We start from the raw sequence: 23227 nt of genomic DNA, 5'->3' as shown, positions 1-23227 counted from the left end.
ACCAGCACGTACCAACGGGTCAGGCGATCCTTGAGCGCGCGGATGCGGCGCTTGCGTTGCAGCTCAGGCGTATTGAAGTCAATGCGCTTGGGGGGAGAAGTCGTCGTCATGGTGGAATTGGCCAGATCATTCATGCGCACACCCTAGCGATCCTGTATGACAGAAAGATGACAATGCAGTGACGCAAAAAATCCGCCGCGTAGCAGCGCTAGCAGCGGACCGAAAAATTAGGGATTTCTATAGGAGCGAGCTTGCTCGCGAAAAACGTCAAGGCACCGCGTTGATCCAGAACGGCGCGTTATCGTTAACGCCTTTCGCGAGCAAGCTCGCTCCTACAGAAAAGGCCGGTTTTGCCCGGCCCCGTAGCTTATTTACCTTCTTTCAGACCCAGCTCAGCCAGGGTCTTTTCGACCACTTTAGCTGGCAGTGGGATGTAGCCGTCTTTCACTACAACTTCCTGGCCCTGTTTGGACAGAACCAGTTTCACGAACTCGGCTTCCAGCGGAGCCAGAGGCTTGTTCGGGGCTTTGTTGATGTACACGTAGAGGAAGCGCGACAGCGGGTACTTGCCGTTCAGGGCGTTCTCTTCGGTGTCTTCGACGAACTCGCCGCCTTCTTTCTTGGCCAGGGCCACGGTTTTCACGCTGGCAGTCTTGTAGCCGATGCCCGAGTAACCGATACCGTTGAGCGAAGAGCTGATGGACTGCACGACCGAAGCCGAGCCTGGCTGTTCGTTGACGTTAGGCTTGTAGTCACCTTTGCACAGGGCTTCTTCCTTGAAGTAGCCGTAGGTGCCGGATACCGAGTTACGACCGAACAGTTGCACCGGCTTGTTGGCCAGGTCACCGGTCACACCCAGGTCGCCCCAGGTCTTGACGTCCGCCTTGGCACCGCACAGACGCGTCGACGAGAACACGGCATCGACTTGAGCCATGGTCAGGTGCTTGATCGGGTTGTCTTTGTGTACGAATACAGCCAGGGCGTCCACGGCCACCGGGATAGCAGTTGGCTTGTAGCCGTACTTCTGCTCGAAAGCCTGCAGTTCGTTGTCCTTCATTTTGCGGCTCATCGGGCCCAGGTTAGCGGTGCCTTCGGTGAGTGCAGGCGGCGCGGTGGAAGAACCGGCGGCTTGAATCTGAATGTTGACGTTCGGGTATTCTTTTTTGTAGTTCTCGGCCCACAGAGTCATCAGGTTGGCCAGAGTATCGGAGCCGACACTGGACAGGTTGCCCGACACACCAGAGGTCTTGGTGTAGGCCTTGATCGCAGGGTCAACAGCGGCGACCGCGTTGGCAGTGGCTACGCCAGCAGCGACAAAAGTCATTGCCGCCATCAAACGCTTCAGTTTCATGCCTTACTCCTAGCAGATAGGGATAGTTGGATCGGGGCCAAGTATCGGTAGGCCATGTGAACACTCTATGTCTGGAATATGACAATTAGATGAAAGGCCAGCATTGGCAGGAAAAGCAGATGCGGGAGGGAAACTGAGTAAATGCGGGGACGAAGCGAGGAATTGCGTTGATTCAGAAACACACCGTAATCGTTGCAAGCACCGGCTTGACGGCAATGGGGTCTTGGACGCCATCGCCGACAAGCCGGCTCCTACAGGGGACTTGCCAGGTTCAGCGCCCGCGTTTCCACAGGTATGCACCCACCAGCATCCCCATGGTGCAGATCACCGCCACGTAATATGCCGGGCCCATGGGGCTTTCTTTCATCAGCAGGGATACCACCAGCGGCGTCAGACCACCGAACACGGCGTAGGCGACGTTGTAGGAAAACGACAGGCCGCTGAAGCGCACCACCGGCGGGAACGCCTTGACCATCACGTAGGGCACTACGCCGACCACGCCGACGAACAGGCCGGTGAGGGTATACAGCGGGAACAGCCAGTCCGGGTGGTCCAGCAGGCTGTGATACAGCGTCCATGAGGTCGCGAACAGCAACGCGCAACCGGCGATCAGTACGCGCCCGGCGCCGAAGCGGTCAGCCAGTGCGCCGGAGAGGATGCAGCCCAGGCTCAGGGTGACGATCGCCAGGCTGTTGGCCTGCAACGAGACCGTCGGGCTGAAGTGGTAGATAGTCTGCAGCACGGTCGGGGTCATCAGGATCACGACAACGATGCCCGCCGACAGCAGCCAGGTCAGCAGCATCGACAGCACGATGGCGCCACGGTGGTCACGCAGGACCGCGCGCAATGGCAGCTCGGCGGCCAGGGTTTTGCGCTGCTGCATCTCGGCGAAGATCGGGGTTTCGTGCAGCCAGCGGCGCAGGTACACCGAAAACAGGCCGAATACACCGCCCAACAGGAACGGGATCCGCCAGGCGTAATCCGACACCTGCTCCGGGGTGTACAGCGTATTGATCGCGGTGGCCACCAGCGAACCCAGGAGGATCCCGGCGGTCAGGCCGCTGGTCAGGGTGCCGCAGGCGTAGCCGATATGCCGTGGCGGTACGTGCTCGGACACAAACACCCACGCCCCCGGCACTTCGCCACCAATCGCCGCGCCCTGAATCACGCGCATCAGCAGCAACAGGATCGGTGCCCACAGGCCAATCTGCGCGTACGTCGGCAACAGGCCCATGATCAGGGTCGGTACGGCCATCATGAAGATGCTCAAGGTGAACATCTTCTTGCGCCCCAGCAGGTCGCCGAAGTGCGCCATGATGATCCCGCCCAGCGGACGCGCCAGGTAGCCGGCAGCAAAGATGCCGAAGGTCTGCATCAGGCGCAGCCATTCGGGCATGTCGGCAGGGAAGAACAGCTTCCCGACCACAGTGGCGAAGAACACGAAGATGATGAAGTCGTAGAACTCCAGCGCGCCGCCCAGGGCGGACAGCGACAGAGTCTTGTAGTCGTTGCGGTTCAGCGGTCGTGCGGGCGGCGCAATGCTTGAAGGCACTGTGGTCATGGCAAGGCTTCTCTTATTAGGTCAGATCAGGAATCCGCAACAGCGTGGGTTTGCGCCTGGCAGGTCCGGCAAGATAACAAATTGCCCGGAAAAGCACAGTCTAAACACCTGCAGTGCGGTTGACGCCGACTCGCAAAGTCACCCCCTTGCGAGGCCCGCCTGTTCCCTCTTCGAATTATTGTCGGGGACCGAAAACGCCCGCAAATACTGGGGTGCAGGATTCAAAAGAAACAATGGTCAAACCCCTCAAGTTGCATGACTGTTTTGGCCATTTTTTTGACGCCTGTAAAGCCATGTAGATAGATGTACAAAATGCAGACCCGGTGGTCGTCGTGCAGGCTATCGACCGATATACTGCCTGCCTTGCACCGGCATATCAGTGGAAGTTGCGCGAAAACGTCGTTGGCACCGGCCAGCCGATTTCGCAGAGTTTCCCTTAAGGCGCCTTTCGAAAAACGTGACGAACGTAGTATGTTCGGGGCTGAATCGTTTTTCCAAGACGGCTATTCACCGATTACATAGTCCAAGAGTCACGGGTCAGAGGCACCCCCGGCATGATCGAACTCGAACAAGAAGATCCTATCCCGCAAGGCGATCTCGCCCTGCAAATCACCGCACTCCCCCGTGAAACCAACGGTTTCGGCGATATTTTCGGCGGCTGGCTGGTAGCGCAGATGGACCTGGCCGGCACGGCAATGGCCAGCAAGGTCGCCGGCGGCCGTGTGGCTACCGTAGCGATCGATCGCATGGCTTTCCTGGTTCCAGTGGCGGTGGGCGCGCAGTTGTCCTTCTACACCCAGGCCCTGGAAATCGGCCGCAGCTCGATCCAGATGATGGTCGAAGTGTGGAGCGATGACCCGCTGTCCAGCGAATGGCGCAAAGTCACCGAGGCGGTGTTTGTGTTCGTCGCCATTGATGGCAGCGGCCGCACCCGCTCGGTTCCGTCGCGGGCGCGTTAAACCACGCGACGGTTTGGCGGTCCATTGCCCCATTGCCTGTCATTAAGAGAGCCTTGTATGCCTACGCCCCACCTTGAAACCGTGAAAATGGATGAGCTGGACTGCTGGCGCATCCGCCACAACGGCGCCGAAGTGCTGGTGGCCCAACAGGGCGCGCACGTCTTCAGTTACCAGCCGGCCGCTGCAAAACCGGTGATCTGGCCCAACGACAAGGCGGTCTTCAAGCAAGGCAAAGGCATCCGTACAGGCGTGCCGGTGTGCTGGCCGTGGTTTGGTGTGTTCGAGCGCAATCCACAAAGTGTCAAGGCGATGCGCCAGAGCGATCATCCGGCCGGCGCCCATGGTTTTGCGCGAACGGCTAACTGGACCCTGGTCGGCGTCGAAGACAATCGGGTTGAGCTGGCACTCATTGCGCCGGCTGGCGGCTTCCCTGGCTGGCCGCATCAGGTCGATCTGAAAATGAGCCTGCTGCTCGACGACCAGTTGCATATCCACCTGACCAGCCACAACCGCGGCACCGACACTGTGACCATCAGCCAGGCGCTGCACAGCTACTTCGCCGTCAGCGACGTGCGCAGGGTGCAGGTCGAAGGCCTGGATGGGCTGGACTATATCGATACCGCCGACGGCTGGGTGACCAGGCAACAGCTTGGGCCGCTGCACTTTCGCGCCGAGACCGACCGTATCTACCTCGATACGCCTGCACAGCTGAACATTATCGATAAAGACTGGCAGCGTCAGATCCAGCTCACCAGCGAGGGGTCAAAATCGACCGTGATCTGGAACCCATGGACCGAGCGGGCCAAGGCTTTCGATGATATGGCCGACGACGGCTGGCAGGGCATGCTGTGCATCGAGACGGCCAATGTGCTGGACGATGTGGTGATGCTGGCACCGGGTGCGAGCCACACCATGGGCGTGAGCATCACCAGCCTGCCCCTGTAACCCAATCGAAATGTGGGAGCACGCCCGCTCCCACAAGGGGTTTTGTGGCGTTGGTTATAGATCCGACTCCTTCACCACCCGCACCACCCCCGCATCCAGCGCATACGCCGCATCCGCCAGGTCGTTGTTGACCGTCTCCACCTTCAACGTGCCGGTGACCCACAGCGGTGTGTAGATATCATCGAGCTTCAAGCCCTTGGGATAACGCACCAACACCAACTGGTTTGGCGGTGGCGGCGGCACGTGGATGCACGCGCCCGGGTAAGGCACCAGGAAAAACAGGGTGCTGCGACCCTTGGCGTCGGTTTCCAATGGCACCGGGTAGCCACCCAGGCGGATGTGTTTGCCATTCATGGCGGCCACGGTCTTGGTCGAATACATCACGGCCGGCAAGCCCTTGCTCTGCTTCAAGCCACCTTTTTCGGTAAAGGTGCCCAGGGCTTCAGGGGAGTTGTGGTCGATATCCGGCATTTGTTCGAGGGCCTTCTGATCCGACTTGGGCATCAGTTCCAGCCAATCGGTTTCCGGCAGCTCAGCGGCGTGGGCCAGGCTTGAACCCAGCAAAAGGACAATCAACAGGAGGCGGCGCATGAAGGGGCTCGGCAAATAAATACAGTGCCGGCATTCTAGCCCTCTGCGCCTGCGCAGCGCAGAGGGCTTGTCGCTAAATCATTTCTTTTTCAGCAGACCGTAGATCACCAGCAACACAATGGCACCGACCAACGCGCCAATGAAACCCGCGCCCTGGCCTGCCTGGTAGATACCCAGCGCCTGACCGCCATAGGTCGCCGCCAGGGAGCCGGCGATACCCAGCAGGATGGTCATGATCCAGCCCATGCTGTCGTCGCCTGGTTTCAGGAAACGCGCCAGCAGGCCGACGATCAAACCGATAAAGATGGTCCCAATGATACCCATGGCATTTCCCTCTGAATGAAAGTTAGCTGAAGCCTAGTCAGACTTTGGCATCCTGCAATCAGAGGATGGCGGTCACCAATGGTTCCCGCCAGCCCGTGGGTTATTGCGCTGCGATCAGCGCCTGCACCTTGGCAATCTGCACGTCGAGTGTCGCGCGGTCCTTGCAACGCAAGTTGGCGTGACCGACTTTGCGCCCGGCCTTGAAGGCCTTGCCATAGTGATGCAGATGGCAGTCATCAATCGCAATGACCTGTTCCACCGGCGGCACCACGCCAATGAAGTTGAGCATCGCGCTCTCGCCGACCTTGGCCGTGGAACCCAGTGGCAAGCCCGCTACCGCCCGCAGGTGGTTTTCGAACTGGCTGCACTCGGCGCCTTCGGTGGTCCAGTGCCCGGAGTTGTGCACGCGCGGGGCGATTTCGTTGGCCTTGAGGCCACCGTCGACTTCAAAGAACTCGAATGCCATCACGCCGACATAATCCAGTTGCTTGAGCACTCGGCTGGAATAGTCTTCGGCCAAGGCCTGCAACGGGTGATCGGTGCTGGCCACGGACAGCTTGAGGATGCCGCTGTCGTGGGTGTTGTGCACCAACGGATAGAAGCGGGTTTCGCCATCACGGGCACGTACGGCCACCAGCGAGACTTCACCGGTGAACGGCACGAAGCCTTCCAACAGGCAGGCGACGCTGCCCAGTTCGGCGAACGTACCGACCACATCGGCTTCGGTGCGCAGCACTTTCTGGCCCTTGCCGTCATAACCCAGGGTGCGGGTTTTCAGCACTGCCGGCAGGCCGATGCTGGCGACGGCGGCGTCCAGGTCTGCCTGGGACTGGATATCGGCGAACGCCGGGGTCGGAATGCCCAGGTCCTTGAACATGCTCTTTTCGAACCAGCGGTCGCGGGCGATGCGCAGCGCTTCGGCGCTCGGGTATACCGGCACGAATTGCGACAGGAACGCCACGGTCTCAGCCGGCACGCTTTCGAACTCGAAGGTCACCAGGTCTACTTCATCGGCCAGTTGGCGCAAGTGGTCCGGGTCGCTGTAGTCCGCCCGCAGGTGTTCACCCAGGGCCGCCGCACAGGCGTCCGGCGCCGGATCAAGAAACGCGAAGTTCATCCCCAGCGGAGTACCCGCCAAGGCCAGCATGCGACCCAGTTGGCCGCCACCGATTACACCGATTTTCATCAATCAACAACCTCAGGCGATGCGTGGGTCTGGATTGTCCAGGACGCTGTCAGTCTGCTCGGCGCGGAATTTCTTCAGGGCCGTGTGGAACTGTGGATGCTTGGCGCCCAGAATACTGGCGGCCAGCAACGCGGCGTTGATCGCGCCAGCCTTGCCGATCGCCAGAGTCGCCACCGGAATTCCGGCAGGCATCTGCACGATGGACAGCAGCGAATCCACGCCAGAGAGCATCGACGACTGCACCGGCACGCCGAGTACCGGCAAGTGGGTCTTGGCCGCACACATGCCCGGCAGGTGGGCTGCGCCACCGGCACCGGCGATAATCACCTCGATGCCACGGGATTCTGCTTCATCGGCATACTGGAACAGCAGGTCCGGCGTGCGGTGGGCCGAAACCACCTTCACTTCAAACGCAATGCCGAGTTTTTCCAGCATATCGGCGGTGTGGCTAAGGGTGGACCAATCGGACTTGGAGCCCATGATCACGCCAACCAATGCACTCATCGTCGTGCCTCTTCTCTCTGGGCGCCCGCAGGCGCGTCAAAAAACAACAAGCCACGCGGGAAATCCGGCGTGGCTTGTTGTACGAATTAAGGCCGGTTGGACCGGCCGAAGGCCGCGCAGTATACCGTAATAATGCAGATAAACAGCCCCTGGGAACGACCATCTGTCTCGCCTGGTTGAAGCCTTCAGTCCTGACTCACAGATCAACAAATCAAACGCCCAGATGAAGCAAAACATCTTCGCCGCTTTTGCTTCTTTTATTCGCCGCTTGAAGAAAAGCACTACAGCGTTCAACTACTCGTCGCCACGAAAAACAACACCACCCTCCTTATTATATTAACCACTACGCAACGTGATATTCACAACTAAACAAGGTAGTAAGGGTGACTGACATGAGCATAACTGAACAGCAAACAGTATTTATACCGCCACCGGCCAGTATCACAACGATGAGCGCACCCTTTGCGGCGATTACATTGCAGAGCCTGCACGAAAACGCCGTGCATACAATGAGCAGCCCTTTCAACTTTTCGGCAGAGGCTTTCAACTTACTGAAAAAAACCATCGCGCCTTTCTTGAACGAAGAAACGCTGAATGACATTTTCTTTCTACCGCCCCTGGCGCTATCACCTCAAAAACCAACACCCAATCGCAATACCCTAAGGCATCTTTTTGAGTCACTGGCATTTATCAACCAACCCCCGACCTCTTATAACGACGCCTGCCATTTTTTTTGTCATAAAAATGGCCAACTGCACAAACTTCCACCCGCCTTCCAGCAAGCCGTAAAGAAAGCGATATTTGAGCTTCAGGGTATTGAGTTCTATCTGGACCGCATCGATAGTTTCTGGTCAGCCGAACACGAAAACTACCCAATCACAAACAAGGAGTATATGGCCAGGTCAATGGCCACTCAGTTGCAGTGCGTAAACTTGATAAGAAGCCAGGACATGTCGCTGAGCCTGGAGAGTGTGGATCTGCTGCTACGCCTTGCGCACCTCAACATAACGCCCAGAGCTTATTTCTACACAGTGGCGCTCACTCAACCGGAATACGCTGCCCACATCCCGCTCATCGGCGCTTTTTTGATTACGCGCAACGCCGAAGATCAGGGCGATCACGTGAATCCGTGCGTGCTGTATCTACCCGGAGTGAAACTGCAGCAGTTTGACTCGATCGCCATGATGAAAACCTATCTGGCCACCCACCTGATAAACCCCATCGCACCACAAAACCCTTTACCCGCCTGCATCGCGCTACGCCAGCACACGACCCTTGGGGATCTGATCGGTCGCGGGGCATTAGATCTACAGCACATCAACCTCTCGCCCTTTTCAATAACCCCCGGTTTTTTCAACGATCACCTCCAGTTGCTGATCGATAAACACAAACAAGACATCACCTACCTTTGGTCCCAGCCAGAACGCCTCACAGCCGCCGCCACGAATCAACGACCGTTTGAGCCGCGCTACCCTTCAAATCGCAGCGCCTTTGAGTTTTTCAGTGACTGCGTAATAAACCGCGCCATTCCCGCAGTGACCGCCTGGCGTGAGAGCCAGCGCCCCGCTGTGGAGCCCGAGGACAAGCCAACATCGTTAAAACCCATAAAGCTACATTTTATTTATCATCAAGACCTGGAGGATTCCCGGCTGCTATCGGTGTCCAACTTACTGTCTGCATTCCTTCTGAAACCGCCCACTTTACCGTTAATGAAACAAGGCTTTTTCTCTTGGATAGTTACCGAGCTTGAACATATTTCAGGGCGCAAAGTTGAGCTGATTGAAATAGATAAAAAGAGCGCACCTGAACTCTACACTTTTGACTATATTTCAACGTCAGAGCAGGATGCGATTGATCGCTGGGAGCAGGCAGTCATCGCGTTTATTGAAAGAACATCGCAGCCCACTTCACCACTCGACAAATTCATATTGCTCACCCGTCATAGCGTCGTCCCAGACAATGTACTCGGCGTTACCTATCATAAAGGCCAGTTTGCAATAGCCTGTGCAATGAGCCGCATGACCCCCGCCCACGAAATAGGCCACATGCTCGGCGCAAAACATGAGGCAGGCGCCATAATTTACGACGGCTGGTGGAGCGAGACGATTATGAGATCGCAATACCAACGCTCAGTGTGGCGCGCCGATACCTATCGCTTCAGTGATGAAAACAGAGAGCACATCCAGGCTTATCTCAGTCAATTCGAATAACCAAGCCTGCGTACAGCCAATAGGGGTGAAGGGGCGTTCAGGCGGCCCTCAACCATTCAGCCAGCAGGACTTGCCGCCCCGCCTTCCAGCTTGCGCCACAACAACCGCACGTTGGCCTTGCGCACCAATGCGCAGCGATACAGGCGAATCTCCAGCGGCACATGCCACTGCGTCCCGCCGCATACCACCAGCTCACCGCGCGCCAGTTCGGCGCGCACACTCAACTGTGGTACCCAGGCAATCCCCAAACCTTCCAGGGCCATGCTTTTGAGGCTGTCGGCCATCGCGGTTTCGTAAATCGTGGTGAAGCGCAGGGCACGCTGGCGCAATAGCAGATTGACCGAACGCCCGAGAAACGCGCCCGCACTGTAGGCCAGCAGTGGCACGCTGCCCTCGCCTTCCAGGTCAAACAACGGCTTGCCATCGGCATCGGCGGCGCACACCGGAAGCATTTCGGTGTTGCCCAGGTGCAGCGACGGGAAAATGTCCGGGTCCATCTGCATCGCGGCATCCGGGTCGTAGAACGCCAGCATCAGGTCACACCCGCCCTCCCGCAGCGCATGCACCGCGTCGCCGACGTTGGTGGCCACCAGGCGCGTGGCGATGTTCAGCCCTTCGTTGCGCAATTGCGCGATCCAGCGTGGGAAAAAGCCCAATGCCAAAGAGTGAGCGGCAGCCACTTGCATGACCTCGCCCTGGCCGCCTTCGAGGTGATGCAAATGGCGCAGCACTTCGCCCAATTGCTCGACCACCGTGCGCGCGGTGACCAAAAACAACTGCCCCGCCGCGGTCAGTTCGACGGGCGTGCGCGAACGGTTGACCAGCGTCAGCCCCAGGGCCGCCTCAAGGCTGCGGATACGTCGACTGAAGGCCGGCTGGGTGACAAAACGCCGTTCCGCCGCCTGGGAAAAACTGCGCGTGGCCGCCAGGGCGCTAAAGTCTTCCAGCCATTTGCTTTCAAGGTTCATCTGATTCTCCAGGGCATGCACCATTTTGGCACACACGCCCGCCATGATAACCGGGTCACACCTACATTATGCCGTTTGTGCATAGGCCAGTGCTTAATAGCATTGGCCCAAAAACTTCCACAAGCCTAGCATTCACAGCGTTCCGGCCTAGCCCGGGTCCATATCGAGATGATTTCCGTCATGTCCTCCGCTGCATCATTCCGCACAGAAAAAGACCTGCTTGGCGTACTTGAAGTACCTGCTCAAGCGTATTACGGCATCCAGACCCTGCGAGCCGTGAATAACTTCCGTCTCTCCGGCGTTCCGATTTCGCATTACCCGAAATTGGTGGTCGGTCTGGCAATGGTCAAGCAAGCCGCCGCTGATGCCAACCGCGAGTTGGGCCAGCTCAGCGAAGCCAAGCACGCTGCCATCAGCGAAGCCTGCGCCCGCCTGATCCGCGGCGACTTCCACGAAGAGTTCGTGGTGGACATGATTCAAGGCGGCGCTGGCACTTCAACCAACATGAATGCCAACGAAGTCATCGCCAACATCGCGTTGGAGGCCATGGGCCACAACAAGGGCGAATACCAATACCTGCACCCCAACAACGACGTGAACATGGCGCAGTCGACCAACGACGCCTACCCGACCGCGATCCGCCTGGGTCTGCTGTTGGGCCATGACGCGCTGCTGGCCAGCCTCGACAGCCTGATCCAGGCGTTCGCCGCCAAAGGTGTCGAGTTCGGCCACGTCCTGAAAATGGGCCGCACCCAACTGCAAGACGCCGTGCCGATGACCCTCGGCCAGGAATTCCGCGCCTTCGCCACCACCCTGGGTGAAGACCTGGCACGCCTGAAAACCCTGGCTCCGGAGCTGCTGACCGAAGTCAACCTGGGCGGCACCGCCATCGGTACCGGTATCAACGCCGACCCGCGCTACCAGGCCCTGGCTGTACAACGCCTGGCCACCATCAGCGGCCAGCCGCTGGTACCGGCGGCCGACCTGATCGAAGCCACCTCCGACATGGGCGCTTTCGTGCTGTTCTCCGGCATGCTCAAGCGTACGGCGGTGAAGCTGTCGAAGATCTGCAACGACCTGCGCCTGCTGTCCAGCGGCCCACGTACCGGGATCAACGAGATCAACCTGCCAGCGCGTCAGCCAGGCAGCTCGATCATGCCCGGCAAGGTCAACCCGGTGATCCCGGAAGCCGTGAACCAGGTAGCGTTCCAGGTCATCGGTAACGACCTGGCCCTGACCATGGCGGCCGAAGGCGGCCAGCTGCAACTGAACGTGATGGAGCCGCTGATCGCCTTCAAGATCTTCGACTCGATCCGCCTGCTGCAACGCGCCATGGACATGCTGCGCGAGCACTGCATCGTCGGCATCACCGCCAACGAAGCCCGCTGCCGCGAGCTGGTGGAGCACTCCATCGGCCTGGTCACTGCGCTGAACCCGTACATCGGCTATGAAAACGCCACCCGCATCGCACGTATCGCCCTTGAAAGCGGCCGCGGCGTGCTGGAACTGGTGCGCGAAGAAGGCTTGCTCGACGACGCCATGCTCGACGACATCCTGCGCCCGGAAAACATGATTGCCCCGCGTCTGGTGCCCTTGAAGGCCTGAACGCATGTAGCACCGCTCACCAGGTTGAGGGACTAGACACCTCTCACCCTTTTGAGGGCTTGAAGACTTGCTCTTCAGGCCCTTTTTTTTGCCTGTTTTTTAACGCCTGCCCCCTTGTAGGAGCGAGCTTGCTCGCGAAGATCGCCAACGATGACGCCGGCGTCCTAAAAAAACGCGGTGCCTGGGCGTTTTTCGCGAGCAAGCTCGCGCCTACAAGGGTGAACCGGTTCAGCCCTTTGCCCGCCTACCATTCCTCGCCCAGTTGCGCTGCTTGCAGACGGCTGGCGCGCAGCTAGGTATAGTGCCGCCCCTCTTCGCATGCACGGCCGCCAGCCGCATGCGAACGCCGAACTAATAACAACCCGCGACTTGGAACCGGGACGACCACTCGCCCCACCTATCGTGCTGTCTGCGAAATGGGTTGGAGTCGAGCCGTCCGGCTTTTGCTTTTACAAAAAACAGCGAGGAATACTCCATGCTAGAAGTCATTAACGACTTCCTCTCAGGAAAAGTACTGATCGTGCTCATTGTCGGGCTCGGTGGTTACTTCACGATCCGCTCGCGTTTCGTTCAGTTTCGTCACTTCTTTCACATGTTCGCGGTGTTTCGCGACAGCCTGAAAAGCAGCGCCGGCCAACTCAGCTCGTTCCAGGCGCTGATGCTCAGCCTGGCCGGGCGGGTGGGCGCCGGTAACATCGCCGGCGTCGGCATTGCCGTGACCCTGGGCGGCCCGGGTGCTGTGTTCTGGATGTGGGTCACCGCGCTGGTGGGCATGTCGTCGAGCTTTATCGAGTGCTCCCTCGGCCAGCTCTACAAACGCACCGACGCCGAAGGCACCTACCGTGGCGGCCCGGCCTATTACATCCAGCACGGCCTGCAAAAACGCTGGCTGGGCATGGTGATGGCGTTCCTGCTGCTGGTGACCTTCGGGTTCGCCTTCAACGGCCTGCAAGCCCATGCCGTGACCCACTCGCTGAATAACGCCTTTGGCTTCGACACCACCTACACCGGCCTGGCGCTGGCGGTGTTGCTGGGCCTGGTGTTTATCGGCGGGATCAAGCGCATTGCCTCGATCGCCGACCTGCTGGTGCCGGTCAAGACCCTGGTGTACATCGCCGTGACGGTCTACGTGATCGTGCTGCAATTCGACCAAGTACCGGCCATGCTCGCGACCATCGTCAAGAGCGCCTTCGGTCTGGACCAGGCCTTCGGTGGCCTGGTGGGCAGCGCGATCATCATGGGCGTCAAACGCGGCGTGTTCGCCAACGAAGCAGGCCTGGGCAGCGCGCCCAACGTAGCAGCCGTGGCCTCGGTGGAACACCCGGTCGCCCAGGGTGTGGTGCAGGCGTTCAGCGTGTTCCTCGACACCTTTATCATCTGTACCTGCACCGCACTGCTGATCCTGCTTTCGGGCTTCTACACCCCAGGCTTTGAAGGCGACGGCATTGCCCTGACCCAGAACTCCCTGGCGGCGGTGGTGGGTGACTGGGGGCGGATGTTTATCTCGGTGGCCCTGGCGTTGTTCGTGTTCACCTCGATCATGTACAACTACTACCTGGGTGAGAGCAACCTGCGCTTTTTGGTGGGTAACAACCGCAAGGTCCTGATCGGTTATCGCGCGTTGGTGCTGGTCCTGATTTTCTGGGGCTCGATCGAGAACCTGAGCACGGTGTTCGCCTTCGCCGACATCACCATGACCATGCTGGCGTTCGTCAACCTGTTCGCCCTGGCGTTCCTGTTCAAGATCGCCATGCGCATCCTCAACGACTACGACAACCAGCGTGCGGCGGGCATCAAGACCCCGGTGTTCGACTCCAGCCAGTTCCCCGACCTGGACCTGGACCGCAAAGCCTGGCCGGCCAACCCGGTGCAGCCTGAGCCCACCGCTCAAGCAACCGCGCCACTGAACGCCCAAGTGCAACGCTGAGCGTAGACAGATGACACGCCGCCCGGCCTTGGGCATGCTCTGGGCCCGGCGGCGTTTTTCGTTCAGGAGATTCTTCGATGTCCAAAGCCAATCACATCATGGTGCTCTACACCGGCGGCACCATCGGCATGCAGGCCAGCGCCAACGGCCTGGCGCCCGCTTCGGGTTTTGAAGCGCGCATGCGCGAACAACTTGCCCACCTGCCAGCGCCCACTTGGCGTTTCAGGGAAATGGCACCGCTGATCGACAGCGCCAATATGACGCCCGCCTACTGGCAGCGCCTGCGCAGCGCAGTGGTCGAGGCCGTGGACGAGGGCTGCGACGCTGTATTGATCCTGCATGGCACCGACACCCTGGCCTACAGCGCGGCGGCCATGAGTTTCCAATTGCTGGGCCTGCCGGCGCCGGTGGTGTTCACCGGCTCGATGCTGCCGGCCGGCGTGCCCGACAGCGATGCCTGGGAAAACGTCAGCGGTGCCCTGGCGGCGTTGGGCGAAGGCCTGGCACCGGGTGTGCACCTGTTCTTCCACGGCGCACTGATGGCGCCGACCCGCTGCGCGAAAATCCGCAGTTTTGGTCGGCATCCGTTTGCCGCGTTGCAGCGCAACGGTGGCGGGGCCAAGGCCCAGGCGCTGCCTGCCGCCCTGGACTACCGCCAGCCCAAGGCCCTGGCCAATGTCGGCGTGTTACCGCTGGTGCCGGGCATTGATGCCGGGCAACTGGATGCACTGCTCGACAGCGGCATTCAGGCGCTGGTGCTGGAGTGTTTTGGCAGCGGCACCGGGCCGAGCGATAACCCGGCGTTCCTCGCCAGCCTGCAACGTGCGCAGGATCGGCAGATCGTGGTCGTAGCCATCACCCAATGCCATGAAGGTGGCGTGGAACTGGACGTGTATGAAGCGGGCAGCCGCTTGCGTGGGGTCGGTGTGTTGTCCGGTGGTGGCATGACCCGCGAAGCCGTGTTCGGCAAGCTGCAGGCCCTGCTCGGCGCCGGACTGCCCAACGACGAAGTACGGCGCCTGGTCGAACTGGATCTGTGCGGCGAACTGAGTTGAGCGGCATATAACTTGCTCCACTTCCAGCCATCCCCTGGCTGGAAGTACCCATGCTGCACTCCCACCTCACCACCCTCAATGCCGTTTCCCTGGTGCTCAGCACCTTCAAGGCCGAAGGCTTGCCCGCCGAAGCACTGCTGGCCGGCAGTGGTATCTGTGCGGCGGACTTGAGCCGCGCCGACACACGCATCACCACGCACCAGGAGATGCAGGTGTGCGCCAATGCCGTGGCCTTGCAGCGCGATATCGGGCTGATCGTGGGACGGCGAATGCACGTATCGGCCTACGGCATGCTCGGCTATGCCCTGCTCACCAGTGCCACTTTCGGTGACGCTTTGCGCCTGGCCCTGCGTTATCCGGCGCTGTTGGGAACACTGTTCGAACTGAGCCTTGAGGAAGATGGCGAGCGGATCTGGTTCACCGCCAGCGATTACCGAGAGAACCCGGCGCTGGCCGCCTTCAATGTGGAGCTGTGCCTGGGGTCGCTGAAGGTGATCTGCGACGACCTGCTCGGCCACCCGCTGCCCTTGCTGGGCGCCCGTTTTGAGCATGCTGCGCCGGATTATCAAGCACGCTACGCCGAGTGCTTCGACTGCCCGTTGCAGTTCCAGGCCACTGCCAATGCGTTCGCCTTTGACCAACGCTGGCTCACCCAACCTTTGCCCCTGGCCGACACCGTAACCCACCGCGCCATGGCCGAGCGCTGCCGCAAACAGAACACCGAATTCACCGGGCGCGAGGCCTGGCTGGGGCGGGTCCGCCAATTGCTCACGGCGCAACTGCACGCCGCGCCCGGGCTCGACGGCCTGGCCCAGCAGATGAACTGTTCGCCGCGCACCCTGCGCCGGCGCCTGCATGACCTGGGCTGCAGCTACCAGGAGCTGCTGGACGAACTGCGCTTCGAGCGCGCCAAGCAACTGTTGGCGCAAGACCAGTGGCCGATCTATCGGATCGCCGAGGCCCTGGGGTTCAGCGAGACGGCAAGCTTGCGCCACGCGTTTGTGCGCTGGAGCGGCGTGGCGCCGAGCCAATTTCGCCCATGACGCCCCATGAAGGGGCGAATTGCGGACAGACAATCTGGCCATATTTATCCCCTTTTGGCCGCTCCTGCCGTTCTCCAAACCGGTGTACCCCGCAACACTGCAAGGCATCCCAACCCGCCTGCGGAGAACAACAAAAATGCTGACGATCTACTCGGACGATCACCACCTGCACCACGGCCGTTGCGAATTGATGGACGGGCAATTGATGCCCTGCTTTGAAATGCCCTCGCGCGCCGACCACGTGCTGCAGCGGGTCAAGGACCGTGAGCTGGGCCCGGTGCAAGCGCCGCATGACTTTGGCCTGGCGCCACTGCAACGCATCCACAGCCGCGACTACCTCGAGTTCTTCCAGGGTGCCTGGGCCCGCTGGGTCGAATTCGGCCAGGACGGCGATCTGCTGCCCTACACCTGGCCCGCCCGCACCTTGCGTCGCGTGTTGCCCACCAGCCTGCACGGCCAACTGGGCTATTACAGCTTCGACGGCGGCGCGCCGATTACCGCCGGCACTTGGCAAGCGGCCTACAGCGCGGCGCAGGTCGCGCTCACGGCGCAACAGGCGATCCAGCAGGGCGCCCACAGTGCCTTTGCGTTGTGCCGACCACCAGGGCATCACGCCGCCGGCGACTTGATGGGGGGTTATTGCTACCTCAACAACGCCGCGATCGCCGCCCAGGCTTTTATCGACCAGGGCCACAAAAAGGTCGCGATCCTCGATGTGGATTACCACCATGGCAACGGCACCCAGTCGATCTTCTATGAGCGCAGCGATGTGCTGTTCACATCGATCCATGGGCATCCTGAGGCTGAGTTTCCGTTTTTCCTCGGTTATGCCGATGAGTTGGGCGAAGGTGCCGGCGAGGGCTTCAACTTCAATTACCCGCTGGCGGCCGGTTCTGCCTGGGACACCTGGAGCGCTGCACTGGAACAGGCCTGCCACAAGATCGAGGGCTATGGCGCCGAGATCATCGTGGTGTCCCTGGGCGTGGATACGTTCAAGGACGATCCCATCTCGCAATTCAAGCTCGACAGCCCGGACTACCTGGCCATGGGCGCGCGTATCGCCCGCCTGGGCAAACCGACGTTGTTTGTGATGGAAGGCGGCTACGCGGTGGCAGAAATCGGCATCAATGCCGTCAACGTTCTCGAAGGTTTTGAGGGGCCAGCCCAATGAACATGCTCAAGTCGCTTGTGCTCTGCGCCGCCGTGCTCAGCACCGCCGCCCACGCCGAAGAAAAAACCCTGCGGGTCTACAACTGGTTCGACTACATCACGCCCAAGGCCCTGGAAGATTTCAAGGCGCAGAACCCGGCGATCAAACTGGTGTACGACATCTTCGACACCAACGAAGCCCTGGAAGCCAAGCTGCTGACCGGCAACTCCGGGTATGACGTGGTGGTGCCGTCCAATGTGTTCCTGGCCAAGCAGATCGAGGCCGGGGTGTTCCAGGCCCTGGACCGCAGCCAGTTGCCCAGCTGGAACCACCTCGACCCCAAGCTGATGAAACTGATCGAGGCCAACGATCCGGGCAACAAACACGCGGTGCCCTACATGTACGGCACCATCCTCATCGGCTTCAACCCGGACAAGGTCAAGGCCGCCCTGGGCGCCGATGCCCCGGTGGACAGCTGGGACCTGATCTTCAAGCAAGAGAACATCAGCAAGCTCAAGCAGTGCGGCGTCGCCTTGCTGGATTCGCCGTCCGAGATCCTGCCCCTGGCCTTGCAGCACCTGGGCCTGGACCCCAACAGCAACAAGCCTGCGGACTATGAAAAAGCCCAGGCCCTGCTGCTGAAAATCCGTCCCTATATCACCTACTTTCATTCATCCAAGTACATGGCCGATATCGCCAACGGTGACATCTGCGTCGCCGTCGGCTACTCCGGCAGTTTTTCCCAGGCCGCCAACCGCGCCAAGGAAGCCAACAATGGCGTGACCGTCGACATGCGCCTGCCCAAGGAAGGCGCGCCGATCTGGTTCGACATGCTCGCCATTCCCAAGGGCGCGCAGAACCCACAGGACGCCTACACCTTTATCAACTACCTGTTGCAGCCCCAGGTGATTGCGCCCATCAGTGACTTTGTCGGTTACCCCAACCCCAACAAGGACGCCACCGCGCAGGTTGCCCCGGCCATACGCAACAACCCCAACCTGTACCCCACCGAGGCCGCCATGGCCACGCTCTATACCCTCAAGCCCCTGGACAGCAAGGCAGAACGCGCCCGGACCCGCGCCTGGACCAGGATCAAGTCCGGCACCTGAGGTTGCCCCTTTGCAGCCCGTTCCCGTGCCAGGGAGCGGGCTGCAACTATCTACCGTCATCGCAGCGCCTGCGGTCAGTACCTTGCGCATATCAAGGCCTGTCTGCCAAGGAGCTGAAGATGCCCAATCCATCAACCCCCGCTAACCACAACACCCCCAACAATAGCCCGCCCAGTATCTACGACCTGCTGACCCAACTGACCACCGGCCCTTCGAGTCGCGACGTGGCTGCAGCAACCTTGCGCGCCGCCCTCAAGGAGCAATACCCGCTGCTGGATATCGACCCGGACCTGGCAGTGGTCGTCACCCCACGCTGGTCTATCACCGCCACCGAGATGCGGCCGGTTGAACCGATCTTCGAGTCACTGACCAGCATTCTGGCGCGCCAGGCGCTGTCACCAGAACCGGTGGAATATATCGACGGCGAACATTTCCTCACCCTGACGCCCTCGGCAGAGCCACCCGTTCACCTGCCGGTGAAAATCGACGCCATCGCGCGCCTGATAAACGAGCTGTCCGGCCTGCTGTCCAGCGCTTTTCAAGAGCAGCAACTGGACTACTGGAATACCTCCAATACCGGCACCGGCCCACGCTGGAAAACCCTCTCCAACATGTTGCGCAAAGTCTGGAATGTCACGGAGTACGAAGGCTGGAGCGAGGAGGAATGCGCGATGGCCAGAACGCTCTTCCATTACCCCGACCACGCCACGCGCACCGCACAGGACTCATACAAATCCCGCGCCTATCTGATTGATATCGATACCCAGAGCAACAACCAGACACGCCATTTGGGCCTCTCGAGCATTGCGGTCTTGATCGGCGAGCATGAGCAACGCCCAATGATTCTGATGCACTCGCTGACCGATGGTTACCAGCGCCTTGACTCCCTCCAGCAACTCGAGCAGATCCTACCTGCCAAGCTGAGCCGTACTCACCCCGACCTGTCCTTGCATTGGCGCCTGTACGAGCCTTCCGGAAACTATTTCGACAGTCAGGCCAGCGCCTTGATCGCCATGCAGATCAGGATGATTGGCTCTCTGCTAGAACCCAACACCCAGGGCAGCGAAGACGCTGACGATCCAAGCCCGATCATCGACCGCATCCTGCCGGGCGTTGAAGAGTTGAGCGATCACACCCTGTCCAATATCCGCCAGATCCACGAGCGCATTCCCCCGTGGCTGGCCGGCGCCTCGGACCTGGACGTGTCCCTTTACAGCCGACTGTTGGTGGACCTGGCCGAGCTGCACACGCATAACCAAGGCCGCTTGTTCAACGACGGCATTGCCCCCATCCGCACCTATGCCCGACAACAATTGCAGAGCCGCATTGAGGCCGATCGCGAGGGTGCCGATCTTGAGATGGACGACATCGAGATCGTTATCGAAAGCCCGCAGGTCTGGGGCACATTTGTCGTGCCCGGTCCCAACACCCTGACACGCCGCCCCCTGATAGATCTGGCGCTGGAAAACCTGACCGGCCTTCCCACAGGCGAGGCCAGCGTGCTCTACAAAGGCCGTCCGGCACCCGAGTGGCTGCCCTACCGCTACCTCAAGCAAGTGATCGAAGACCTCGACATCGGCAAGCATTACCCGGCCTTGATCAAACAGACACTGCTGGACGACCCGCAGCAATCCAAGAGCCGCCAGACGCTGTACGCCATGCACCTGCGGGTGCAATTACCCCTGCTGGCTCTGCAGTGCAAGGTTCAGCACAAGCATGGCATCGACAACCTGGGCTTTCGCTACGTCGCCGCAGCCATGCAAGTCGAGCCTCATGATCGCAAGGTCGATGGGCAGGACATCGTCTTCCGCGCGCTGGGGTTTGTGCCGACACTGCGTCCCAGCAACGAACAGGACATCGTCGCCAACATGTTTGTGATCGGTCCCCAGGATCACACTCGCGGCCCGTGCCTGTTGTATCGGCCGTTGCTGACGCCGTCGCTCATTCAATTCCCGTCCCGGCAAAATCTGCTCTACGCCATCAAGCATGACCACGACCTGCGCGAGTCGGTACTGGCCTGGCTGCCGGAGGGCGCACGCTTCAACTACGCCGAATACGTGTTCCCCTATAAATTGCCGTCGCCCTGGACAGTGGTAAGGGGGCTGATCGAGTCGCAGACCCTGTTGTACATGAGTGGTCCCATCGCCTTGAGCGATGAGGTGCTGGGCAATGACACGCTGCACACCCTGTTCACCGCCAATGCCAACGCGCTGGTCGAACTGGCGACCCGGCAATCGGTGTCCAACGTGCAAAAACGCTGGGCGTCATACCGCCAGGCGGCCTGGCAGATTTTCAGTGCGGTGTTGCCTTTTTTCGGGCGCACGCTGGGAATCGCGGCGTGGATCTGGCAAATCATGGACGACTTGCAGGCCATCGAGCAGGGCCAGGAGTCCGACGACCCACAGGCGTCCTGGGCCGCCGAGGCCGACCTCTTGCTGAACCTGGGCATGGCGCTGATCCTGCACGTCGCCCTGCGTCATCCGCCCGGGCAAGTCGAACCGCTCAAACGTCTACCGACAACGCCAGCGGTGCCGGTCGACAACCCCGTCGAGACGCCGCGTAAGATCGAGGTGATCCAAAAACCCAACCTGACCGAAACCGAGTTGCACGCCCAGCACCAAAGCCCCCTGTACACCAGCGGTGCCTTGAACAGCCTCCCCACACGGCTGGAGGCAACGCTCGACAGTTTCAAAGTCAACCGACCCACAGGGCTGCAAGCCCAGAACAAGACACCCGGTCCCCATCTGCACCTCTATCCGCTGGGGGAAAAGTGGTATGCCCAAGTGGCCGAGCGCTGGTTCGAAGTCAGCGTCGACAGCAATGACAATGTGCTTATCGTCGACCCCACTACGCCCTCGCGCACCGGGCCATTGCTGCAGTCCAACCTGGCTGGTCAGTGGTTTGTCGATACCCGCCTGCGCCTGCGCGGGGGCGGCTTCAGAAACCGCCGACGCGCTGCCCAGGCCGACAAACCTTCGCGCATCAGCGACCTCCAGGACCAGCTCCACCGCTTTGACGCCACCGAAAATCTCCGGCAATCGCAAATCCACACCGCTTACACCGAGATCGGCACCGGCGCAGGGCCCTCCACCGGCGAACGCCGCCAGGCCTTCATCGACAAGGCAGACGCGCGCAGGGAGGAATACGAAGTGCCGATCCGTCAACTGCGATCCCTGAACATTATCGACACCGTGCCCAATTATCAGGGCTTCATGATCGACTACCTGAACAAGCAGTTGCTGCTGACGCGCTCTGTCATCGCCGAACGCCTGGAACCGTTTCGCAACCTGCTGTCATCGACCTTGGGCGTGATCGAACCCGAGGGTGCGCCAGACCCCCAGGCGCAAGCCGAAAAAGCGCAGACCATGTCGACCATGACCCTGGACATGATCCAGCGCCTGGAATACATCGACACCCGCTTTCGCCAACTGGAAAACCTGGGGGTCGAAGGCGCCCGGGTCATCCACGCCACGATGCAGGCTCTGCCCAACATCGCCCTGACGGACCTGAAGGCTTACAACATCACGCTGCAGCGCTATCTGTGCATCAAGGAGGGCAGTGGCGAGGCCTTTGTCGATGCGCGTGCACGCCTGCATGACATCAGCGAGGCGGCGGACGTGCACATCCAAAGCCTGATCGAAATGGCCAGCACCCTCAGTGAAAGCTCCCTGGATGAGCGCATCGAAGCGCTCAACAGCCTGCTCGACCAGTTTGCAATCAACGACCAGCGTTTGCTGGACCTGCACGCCGAGCATCCGGAGCAGGTGCTACGCGAGCCACTGGAAAGCCTGCGCCAGCAAATCGACGAGTTCGCCCGGCGGGCGGAGCAGAATCTGGCGCAATGCTTGCGCGAAAGGAAAGCCCTGGAACCCAAGCCCGGCACCTCCAAGGTTGCACAAACACCGAAAAAGAAAATCATCAAGACCCGCTTCGACGGCGTGGTGGTGGGCGAACCTCGGGAAACCCAAAGCGATCTGGTGGATGTGAAGGAGCCCATGACGGGCAAGGTGCTCGCCACTTTCCACGAAAAAACCCCGGGGGTCTGGGTCGAGCGCGAGCAGCAGGCCAGCACCTCGCGGCCGCCTGCGGCGGTGGACCTGGGCATCAGCATCAACGCGGGCAAAAGCGTGCTCGAAGGCGAACCGGAGGCGACCCAACGCATCATCTCCCACTCAAAAAAAGCCGGGCGGATCCCGGTGGAAATTGAAGAGATGTTCCACCAGTACGCCGCCCGCCTGGAGCGGGCTGTCAGCACCATTGAACAGGCCCTCACCGAGCTCAATCTGACCGAAAGTGACCGCCCTTCCGCAGCCACCCTCAACAAGCAGCTCAACGACGCGGCCGAGCGCCTTTACGAACAGGGCACGCAGACGCGCATCAGCATGACCAAACAACAGCCGCCCACCGCCGCCCGGGTCGAATGGCTGTACGACAAAGGGCTGGTGGAAATCGCCAAGGTCGTCAACCGCCGTCGCCTCAAAGGCCCGGGCAAGAACTACCTGGACGAATACCAGGTGCGCGACCCTCAAACCCACGAGGTGCTGTGGTACGCGCACTTTCACTACGGGTCGCCGCAAGCGGCGCTGGCTGACTACACCGCCGGGCATCTGAAGACCCGTGAGCAGCAGAAACTCGGCGGCGCCTTCCAGACCACGGGCACCAATGACCGTGACCAGATCGCGATTTATCGCAGCGAAATCCGCTTGCCATTGGCCAACAAGCTGTTTTTCAACACCTGA

At 60.3% G+C, this 23227-nt stretch carries 17 protein-coding genes and 1 pseudogene; 11 read left to right on the top strand and 7 right to left on the bottom strand.

What is annotated here, in order from left to right:
* Positions 1 to 367 precede the first annotated feature (367 nt).
* Together HBO09_RS00975 and HBO09_RS00970 are read right to left on the bottom strand one after the other, a co-directional pair.
* Positions 368 to 1351, bottom strand: a complete 984-nt coding sequence (locus HBO09_RS00975; RefSeq protein ID WP_169990938.1) for a phosphate ABC transporter substrate-binding protein PstS — start codon at positions 1349 to 1351, stop codon at positions 368 to 370.
* A gap of 271 nt (positions 1352 to 1622) precedes the next feature.
* Positions 1623 to 2903, bottom strand: coding sequence for an MFS transporter (locus HBO09_RS00970; RefSeq protein ID WP_169991578.1), 1281 nt, complete (start codon positions 2901 to 2903; stop codon positions 1623 to 1625).
* A 563-nt stretch (positions 2904 to 3466) separates the two neighbouring features.
* Between HBO09_RS00970 and HBO09_RS00965 the strand changes: the two genes are divergently transcribed.
* The gene (locus HBO09_RS00965; RefSeq protein WP_003176975.1) at positions 3467 to 3871 is read left to right on the top strand and encodes an acyl-CoA thioesterase; all 405 of its coding nucleotides are present in this window, start codon (positions 3467 to 3469) and stop codon (positions 3869 to 3871) included.
* A gap of 57 nt (positions 3872 to 3928) precedes the next feature.
* Entirely contained in the window at positions 3929 to 4816 is an 888-nt protein-coding gene (locus tag HBO09_RS00960) for a D-hexose-6-phosphate mutarotase (RefSeq protein ID WP_169990936.1), read from the top strand.
* A 54-nt stretch (positions 4817 to 4870) separates the two neighbouring features.
* On the opposite strand, the gene HBO09_RS00955 is transcribed toward HBO09_RS00960, so the two are convergent.
* The 4 genes from HBO09_RS00955 to purE all read right to left on the bottom strand — a co-directional run bounded on the left by HBO09_RS00955 (position 4871) and on the right by purE (position 7421).
* The gene (locus HBO09_RS00955; RefSeq protein WP_169990934.1) at positions 4871 to 5407 is read right to left on the bottom strand and encodes a DUF3299 domain-containing protein; all 537 of its coding nucleotides are present in this window, start codon (positions 5405 to 5407) and stop codon (positions 4871 to 4873) included.
* A gap of 78 nt (positions 5408 to 5485) precedes the next feature.
* Positions 5486 to 5731 (bottom strand): GlsB/YeaQ/YmgE family stress response membrane protein, encoded by a 246-nt coding sequence (locus HBO09_RS00950; protein WP_029289950.1) that lies wholly within the window; start codon positions 5729 to 5731, stop codon positions 5486 to 5488.
* A 100-nt stretch (positions 5732 to 5831) separates the two neighbouring features.
* Entirely contained in the window at positions 5832 to 6917 is a 1086-nt protein-coding gene (locus HBO09_RS00945; RefSeq protein WP_169990932.1) for a 5-(carboxyamino)imidazole ribonucleotide synthase, read from the bottom strand.
* Between the two features lie 12 nt (positions 6918 to 6929).
* Complete coding sequence (gene purE / locus HBO09_RS00940; protein WP_169990930.1) at positions 6930 to 7421, bottom strand: 5-(carboxyamino)imidazole ribonucleotide mutase; 492 nt, start codon at positions 7419 to 7421, stop codon at positions 6930 to 6932.
* A gap of 392 nt (positions 7422 to 7813) precedes the next feature.
* Here purE and HBO09_RS00935 point away from each other — a divergent pair, with 392 nt between their 5' ends.
* Positions 7814 to 9631, top strand: coding sequence for a hypothetical protein (locus HBO09_RS00935; protein WP_169990928.1), 1818 nt, complete (start codon positions 7814 to 7816; stop codon positions 9629 to 9631).
* Positions 9632 to 9687: 56 nt separating this feature from the next.
* Here HBO09_RS00935 and HBO09_RS00930 read toward each other — a convergent pair whose 3' ends face one another.
* A complete protein-coding gene (locus HBO09_RS00930; RefSeq protein ID WP_169990926.1) occupies positions 9688 to 10599 on the bottom strand; it encodes a LysR substrate-binding domain-containing protein in 912 nt (303 codons plus the stop codon).
* A gap of 180 nt (positions 10600 to 10779) precedes the next feature.
* Between HBO09_RS00930 and aspA the strand changes: the two genes are divergently transcribed.
* The 8 genes and pseudogenes from aspA to HBO09_RS00895 all read left to right on the top strand — a co-directional run bounded on the left by aspA (position 10780) and on the right by HBO09_RS00895 (position 23227).
* Positions 10780 to 12204 (top strand): aspartate ammonia-lyase, encoded by a 1425-nt coding sequence (gene aspA / locus HBO09_RS00925; protein ID WP_038444539.1) that lies wholly within the window; start codon positions 10780 to 10782, stop codon positions 12202 to 12204.
* A gap of 92 nt (positions 12205 to 12296) precedes the next feature.
* Positions 12297 to 12419 (top strand): annotated as a pseudogene (locus HBO09_RS28735) (outer membrane lipoprotein carrier protein LolA); the annotation flags it as partial.
* Positions 12420 to 12679: 260 nt separating this feature from the next.
* On the top strand, positions 12680 to 14131 hold the full coding sequence (locus tag HBO09_RS00920) for an alanine/glycine:cation symporter family protein (RefSeq protein WP_029290000.1): 1452 nt from the start codon (positions 12680 to 12682) through the stop codon (positions 14129 to 14131).
* A gap of 77 nt (positions 14132 to 14208) precedes the next feature.
* On the top strand, positions 14209 to 15186 hold the full coding sequence (locus HBO09_RS00915; RefSeq protein WP_169990924.1) for an asparaginase: 978 nt from the start codon (positions 14209 to 14211) through the stop codon (positions 15184 to 15186).
* Positions 15187 to 15236: 50 nt separating this feature from the next.
* Entirely contained in the window at positions 15237 to 16229 is a 993-nt protein-coding gene (locus tag HBO09_RS00910) for an AraC family transcriptional regulator (protein ID WP_169990922.1), read from the top strand.
* Between the two features lie 136 nt (positions 16230 to 16365).
* Complete coding sequence (locus HBO09_RS00905) at positions 16366 to 17400, top strand: histone deacetylase family protein (RefSeq protein ID WP_169990920.1); 1035 nt, start codon at positions 16366 to 16368, stop codon at positions 17398 to 17400.
* The gene (locus HBO09_RS00900) at positions 17397 to 18488 is read left to right on the top strand and encodes a polyamine ABC transporter substrate-binding protein (protein ID WP_169990918.1); all 1092 of its coding nucleotides are present in this window, start codon (positions 17397 to 17399) and stop codon (positions 18486 to 18488) included. Before HBO09_RS00905 ends, HBO09_RS00900 begins: the two co-directional genes overlap by 4 nt.
* Positions 18489 to 18607: 119 nt before the next feature.
* A complete protein-coding gene (locus tag HBO09_RS00895) occupies positions 18608 to 23227 on the top strand; it encodes a DUF6543 domain-containing protein (protein WP_169990916.1) in 4620 nt (1539 codons plus the stop codon).

The sequence above is a fragment of the Pseudomonas sp. WS 5027 genome (assembly GCF_012985695.1).
GTDB lineage: Bacteria > Pseudomonadota > Gammaproteobacteria > Pseudomonadales > Pseudomonadaceae > Aquipseudomonas > Aquipseudomonas hygromyciniae.
This window is presented reverse-complemented; position numbering and strand designations above follow the sequence as displayed.